6 protein-coding genes and 1 pseudogene are annotated in these 6,756 nt (G+C 58.7%); all 7 read right to left on the bottom strand.

Annotation, left to right across the window (positions count from 1 at the left end):
* Positions 1-1,075: 1,075 nt before the first annotated feature.
* On the bottom strand, positions 1,076-1,321 hold the full coding sequence (locus AC0L21_RS31695; protein WP_473255638.1) for a hypothetical protein: 246 nt from the start codon (positions 1,319-1,321) through the stop codon (positions 1,076-1,078).
* Positions 1,322-1,388: 67 nt separating this feature from the next.
* Positions 1,389-1,436: pseudogene (locus AC0L21_RS31690) on the bottom strand (hypothetical protein); the annotation flags it as partial.
* Between the two features lie 365 nt (positions 1,437-1,801).
* Positions 1,802-2,335, bottom strand: coding sequence for an alpha/beta hydrolase (locus tag AC0L21_RS31685; protein ID WP_473255600.1), 534 nt, complete (start codon positions 2,333-2,335; stop codon positions 1,802-1,804).
* A gap of 37 nt (positions 2,336-2,372) precedes the next feature.
* Positions 2,373-2,876, bottom strand: a complete 504-nt coding sequence (locus tag AC0L21_RS31680; protein WP_473255599.1) for a hypothetical protein — start codon at positions 2,874-2,876, stop codon at positions 2,373-2,375.
* Between the two features lie 11 nt (positions 2,877-2,887).
* On the bottom strand, positions 2,888-4,009 hold the full coding sequence (locus tag AC0L21_RS31675) for a S1 family peptidase (RefSeq protein ID WP_473265637.1): 1,122 nt from the start codon (positions 4,007-4,009) through the stop codon (positions 2,888-2,890).
* A 53-nt stretch (positions 4,010-4,062) separates the two neighbouring features.
* Positions 4,063-4,737, bottom strand: coding sequence for a M12 family metallopeptidase (locus AC0L21_RS31670; protein ID WP_473255597.1), 675 nt, complete (start codon positions 4,735-4,737; stop codon positions 4,063-4,065).
* 269 nt (positions 4,738-5,006) lie between these two features.
* Positions 5,007-5,960, bottom strand: coding sequence for a hypothetical protein (locus AC0L21_RS31665; protein ID WP_473265636.1), 954 nt, complete (start codon positions 5,958-5,960; stop codon positions 5,007-5,009).
* Positions 5,961-6,756 lie beyond the last annotated feature (796 nt).

The following is a 6,756-nucleotide window of genomic DNA, read 5'->3' as shown; positions in this document are numbered from 1 at the left end:
ATCGGGTGGCCGCTTTCGATCGGAATCGGTGGCCGCCTTCCGTCGGAATCGGTGGCCGCTTTGCCCCGGATTCCGCATTCTCGGCGCAGGATGGCCTTGCCGAACGCTCAGTTCATCGCCGAGCAGCTTCCTTTCTTGATCTGTGCTCTTCGTGGGGCTCCCCGTTTTCACCGGTTTGGACCCTATCCGGCTGGCTGATGCCGGCGCGCTGGATCCAGTCCGCCACTCGCGGGAGACGATCTCGACAATATTCGGAAGGTTCTTTCGGCCTGGTCGCGGTCGCTCTGAAATCCGGATTAATCCTAGCCGTCGCGCTTCGTGGAAGGCGGTCTGCACAGTGGTGCGACAAACACCTGACAATGCGGCAAGCTTGTCGATCGGGAGGTCGCAGAAGCCATGGCGCTTGATCTCGCCCGCGAGAATGCACAAGACGGACCGCTGCCCCTCGGTGAAGTGGTGCCGCAGGTTCTCCGGCAGCGCGCTGGAGCCACCGAGCATTCGCCGTCGCTCGCGCGATGCCTTGCGATCCGGAGACCGCTGCGGGCGTCGGGGCAAGAACCGGCTTAGGCGCCGTTGACCGCCAGCACCGACTGGCTTCGCCGCGGAGAACCGTCGGTGCGGCCTGCGGCCCTCGATGCAGGCGGCAGGGTGCGATGCTTCGCGGTCGGAGAGCTTGCCGGCGCCATACCGCTCCCAGATCAGCCGGGCGTTGGCGTCTAGCTGTTTCGCACTCTCGCATGATGCGAATTGAGCATAGAGGCCAGAAGCCTCGACACTCAGCGTTTCGACCGCTGCTTGCGGGAGATCAGCAGCAGATGTAGAATTGTTGGTCGTGGAACTGCTCTGCGAAGATTTGGCCTCGTCATCTGCCAGGATGGCGGGGCTTCGCATTTCGTAGGGGTCGGGTGGCCCATCATCGTTTTGTTTTGTGGCCGCAACCCATTGATGCCGCTCATGGCAGTTAAGGGCAGTTTTGCGCGTAAGAGATTGATTTAGCTCGATACCGTCAAGCTTCCCAAGCTGAGTACTGGCTTATGGCTGTCCATAAGGACTGCTGCGCGCCAATTGGACTAATTCAACAAGGCGGCCCTCGCCGGAGGGAGACCCGGGGCTCGATGAAATCGGGATAGCGGTTGGCCGCGATGATCTGGACGTCGAGCTTAGGGTAGAGCTTGCGAAATGCGGGCAGCATCGGCGCCATGTAGATCATCGCAAACGACAGCGAACTCGTAACGCGCAGCATGCGCTTGGGCGACGGCGTGCGGTCCCTCACGCCATCCTCGGCTTTGGCGTCGTTCAGGAGCGGGCTGCAACGCTGCAACAAAATCCTGCCCTGCCTCGGTCAGCCATTGCCGGCGCATGTTGCGCTCGATCAGCCGCACCGCGAACCGCTCCTCAAGTCCGCTCAGGTGTCGGCTCGCGGCCGCGTTCGACATCCGCCGAATGTCCGCAGCCCTTGGACAGGCTGCCGAGCTCGGCCGTCTTGGCGAAAATCTCTAGCTGGAGCAGCCGATCCAGTTTTGGCACATATCGGAACAGAGACCTACGAGTTTGGTTGCCGCTTTCCGCAAGGCAAATTATTCGACACGCCGAACTCAGACGTGACTCGAGCCAATGGCGCGCCAGTAACTGCCGCCCGTTATTTTGATGGGCGTACCAGACTCGAACCTGGGACCCGCTGATTGAGAAACCACATCCGCCCTCAAGTTTTCGCCTCCGTGCGTTCTAATTTTCGCGTTGAACGCGCACACATCCGCCAGGTTTGTGGCCCACAACTCTGCAAACAGCCGAAGAGCGATTCTTAATATGGATACATCCAATAAGTCGTATTCGAATCGTCGGGCATCGATCGCAGGGTCGGGGTCCGCTGCGGGGGTTTAAGATGCGTCGAAGACGAGATGATCCGGCCTATGTCATCGAGAACCGCGCGGCTGGTTGAGTACGTACTGTGATTTAGAGCAAACATTTCGCTTCCCACAGCAGAAACATCGACCGTTTCGATACCGGGCACGAGAGTTGGCCCGCTCTTGGTTACGAACCCCATTCGCGACGTGGATTGCGCTTTCTCCATGGAGGCGAGCAACGCGAGATCCGTCGAGGACGCGTATAACGTCACCGCGCCCGCCGCTGCCTTGATTTGGCTCGCGCGCTGAAGATAAATGTCGCGATCCACGTCCGGGGCCGCAAAAATCAATTCAGTAATCCCGAGCGCCGTCTGGCTCAGCGCGGCTTGCTGCAAGGCGCCCAAAACAACCTCGCTGCCCAGACTATGGGCAATCACGATAATCCGTGAGACTTTGCCCGCCGATTTAATGAGCTGGAGGAGATCGAACAAGCTATCCGGAGCGTACAAAGCACTCTCCCGATCGTAGTCATAGTCCTTCACTCCGAACGATGGGAATGCTAACCGTCACGCGGCCAAATGTGTTGGTGGCCGCACGACTATAGGAGATCTGGGTCAATTCCAGACCGGACCCACCCGTCACCACGCGATTGGTGGCGAAGTAGACGGGTACCAACCCCTTAATCACCGGTCTATTGACCACCACCTCGGCTCCGGTGCTGCGTTTGTCGGGAGGCGCTTCCTCGCTCGCCTCACCGGTTGTCTGCCGCAAAGGGAGGTAGGCATGATAGTGCCGGACATGGTGGTAGTACCCGGGGCCATAGCGATAGCCGTATTTTTTGAACGCGCTCTCATGTTTCTGGGGCGCCTTCTGTATATGCCGGTTGGCCTGCTGCGAGGCCGGACCCTGGTGGGCGCAACCGGTCGCGAGCGCGCAAAACAAGACAATGAGCACTGTTCGAAGCTGCTGGAAGGCCTGGCCGAGCCGATGCAACCCGTTCGAACCTCGAATTGGCAAGACGAGCATGACCATCGATCAGCTACCTACTTTGCAAGGGTTTGGGAAACGTTGACCGTAGCGCCCAGCCATCCGCGATACCTGTCGACAGCAGGTCCGCTGGTAAGCCTGTAGGTGAAGCGAACCTCCGCCCCGCCGCCGTTGATCGCGCAACCGATATTGCTGGCACCATTGGCGGTCTCAACGTGCCACGTGCCCCCTGTGATGCGGTAGCCGGGCTCAGCCGGGAAAGTCTCGGCATAGTCCGCCGAATGCTCCGCAAATACGACCGGGTGATCGTCCTTGGTTTTGTCCACCGTATACGCCCGCTCGATCAGCTTCGGGTCGACGAGCTGCGACACCGGGACGTTCACGATGAGGCGGCGGTCTTCGGGCAGAAGCGTCTGGATCGCTCCGGAGAGGATTTCGGGGATCTTCACACCGGCATTGGCTTGCGTCTGCACATGCGTGGAATTCAGTTTCGTCCAGTTCTCAAACGAGATCGTTGTCTCGACCCACTTGGTCCAGCAAACAGAAAACTTTGGAATGGCCGCGATCATGCTGTACAGAGGGCTTGCAGCAATCACGGTGGCGGGAATGATGAAGTTGACGCCAACAACATCCGCCTCGTTCCACTTGACGATGCCGCCAACTGCGATCCCCAGCAGGGCGCCGAACTCGTTGAATGCGGGGCCGCCGCTGTTGCCGACGTTCATGACCGTGTTCGTTTGCCAGCGACCGTTCGGGCTAGTCTGGTTGCTTATCAGACCGCTCGATATGCTCAGATCCAGATCGAGCGGATAACCGAGCAGATAAAGCTGAGTCCCCATCGGGGCTTGCTGGTTGTCATCGATCACGGGCATCGGACAACGAGAGGCGCCTCCGCTGTTTCCGGCGGGCTGCGACAGCTCGAGAAGAGCCAAGTCTCTGGCATCGTCGCGATGAACCGCAGTGACCTTGATCGGGTTCGCATTGCGCGACCCGAGACGGGCATTGACTTCGAAGCTCTTATAGTTCTCCTCGCGTCCGATCACATGACTGTTGGTCAGCACGAGGCTGTCGCCGATGAGCAGCCCGGAGCCGCCGCCGACTTCCTGCTTGTCGTTGTACATCACGCCAACGAACTGGACGTGAACCGTCCTGACGTTGTAACGCGCAGCAATTTGCACTGCCGCGCGATCCGCCTGCGCGGGAGCGCTCGTGGATACCAAAAGACCGAGTGTCAGGACGGATAGAATGTCCTGACAGCGGCGATATCGAGAGGGCTGAGCTGTCCGTTTCCGTTCCATGCTGGATTACAATAGTTCATTATGGAATTGGGGTCGTACTTGGTGACTTTATAATCGCCGACCGAGCCAGAAGCTTTCTCGTTGCGGCACTGCTCCGGCGCATCGTCGCGGTTCTGTTCATGCGTGAAACCAAGAGCATGTCCGAACTCGTGGACTGCAACCGCACGGATGCAGAACTCGCGTCTATGCCGACAGCCTTTGCTCCAATGATCGAAACTGAAATTGAGAGTCATGCCCGATGGCTTGCCGTCGAGATACTTGCCGATGATGTCGGTGTGGGCGCCTTCATCAGCGACCCGCACGTGCACACCTGCCGCGCCGCCCGTACAGGACGGCCAAGTCTTCGCAAACCACACGCCACCTTGCGCCGCAGTCTCCCACGTTTCCGCAACCGCTTTTCGAACAAGATCGGCATACTTTTGATCCTTCGGCTGCAGGTTTTCCCAGCAGACCGGTATCTCTTTGATGTCCCATTTCGAGCCGCGGATGACCGTGCCGTACAATTCCATTTCGGAGACGCCCGAAGGAAGCGCAGGTTGAGCGTTCGCCGCCCAGCAGAACAAGAGAACGAGCAACAGAACGAATCTGGGCAGCCACAGGCGAAACATTTTCCTACTGCGTCGGTGTAGGGGTCGGCGGGAACACAGGAACTGGCGCCACAATGAAACCATTTGTCCGAGGCCCAGCGCCCGTACGGCGTCCGGTGGACCCCGCTCCTCCTTGGAATTCCTGCGATTTTTCTCCTCCCGGCGAGGGTGCCGTGTAAATTGGATTGTCCTTTGATCCAAGCGGCGGCGTTTTGTCCGCATAGCCGGCGGACCCGGATTTGGCTCCGTTAGCAAGGACGGCATTCGGACCGTTGATGTAGATTCCGAGATTACTGAACTGCTGAGCGGAGGCCGACGCCTGGACTGAGGCAGGCGTCCAGCGCGAAGAAGTGAGAGAGTATTTTGCCTCGACGCCGCCAGTAACCTGGACTGAAAACGTGTACGTCATTTGCGCCGGCTCCGCGCTCTCCGAAGGCATGGCCGGCGTGAGATTGTTGGCGGCTATGAGGATCGCGTTGTCCCGTAACCAAGCTGCGAGCGGCTTGGATGCATCGAATGATACGCTTGTAGGCGGCGCGCTCCGGATATTTATGCTCGGCGAGGCCCTCGAGTTCGATCAAGTCCGCAGGCGCTCCTCGATAGCAGCCACGCTCATACCTTGCTGGATCCGCCGGCGCCGGCGCCGTATCGGAAGCTAGCTGGGCGTTCTGCTTCATCAGAAATGACCAGATCAGGTCATAGGTATCCTGGGCTGAAGCAGTGGGGCCCACATGGGTCACGTCATTACTGCTCACGCTCAGAATCCTTTTGTAGTCGAATGCCGTACCGGATCCGAGCCCGCCGGTATCGGTCACCTTCAACTCCAGAAAGAATGTGCCGTACAGGAAGGGGTCGATGTCAAAATGAGCGTACCTATCGAACGCCTCTTCAGGCCGCCTCTTGTAGATCTTCAGGTATTCCTTTCGCCTCTCGCGTTCGAGCTGGTAGAAAGTCACGACCTCACACCTGATCGACTTGAGAAAGTACGGCAGCTCACCCGCCGTGATCACACCTGTCTGCGGGTCATGAATATGATACAGGCTGGTGCACCCGCTCACGGCAAGGCAGATTCCAATGCCAGCCGCGGCTCGGCTGAATATCCCCATATGAACGCCCCCGTCCGCGTGCCTGAGCACCGCGGATCTCCCGTGCACATTGAAAAACAGTCCGCATGGGTTCTCAATAGCATCGTGACAACGATGCAGCTTTTCGTTGTCCTCGTAGGATTTTGCGCAGGTTTTCACTGCGGCCGTACACTTCTGCGAAAGCGGCTCGGTTGTGGCAGCTCGGCACCGGCGATGAAGTGTGAGCAACTGGTCGGGCCAATTGCAAATTGGTCGGCGCACGCCTATCGATGGAATATATTGGTGGTGGTGATTGGGACGAAAATTTTGCCTGGGCGCGTGGACAACCGAGCCGAAACGTCAGTTTTTGATGCCTGGAAGAATTTTTTGATGCCTGGAAGAAAGAGGCGCGGGAGCTTGCCGAACGACAGGAGCTAATCACGAATGCCAGTCGGGATGATCTCAGGAAAGCTCTGATTGAGCTCGACGCGCTGTTTCGGAATGCTCCCGGAAGCGTGCACAAGGCCTACCGAAATCTTACAGAAAAGCGAATCGAGGACGCACGAGAGAGCTTCACCGGCTCAATAGGAGTTGGCCATCTCTCGTGGTCGCTATCCTATGAGACGGCTGAACTGGCAGCCGTAAGAATGGGCGGCCTGATACGGGAACTTGATCGCGCGCTTGCTGATCGGCGGTCTCATTGGCCGATCGTGCCGAGTGAGTGGCACGTCAAGCAGCTTAGATGCTGGTTCATTCCGCGGCAGGGCGTGAGCGCATTGCGTCCGGCTCGAAGGCTGCAAGCCTACTCGAAACGGGGCCTGCTCTTTCATCGGATCCTGCCCTCAGTGATAAAGGGCGGTGCAGGTCGTGGATACTCGCTCCCGAAATTCTGATTCCAGGGACCTGGCACGAGACAACCGACCATGGGATCGTGAACCGAGCCGGACCTACAACGGCTATGGAGAGGAGCGCCTGA

The sequence above is a fragment of the Bradyrhizobium sp. WSM4873 genome (assembly GCF_055811355.1).
The sequence above is the reverse complement of the archived record's forward strand: the minus strand, read 5'-3'. Positions and strand labels throughout refer to the sequence as shown.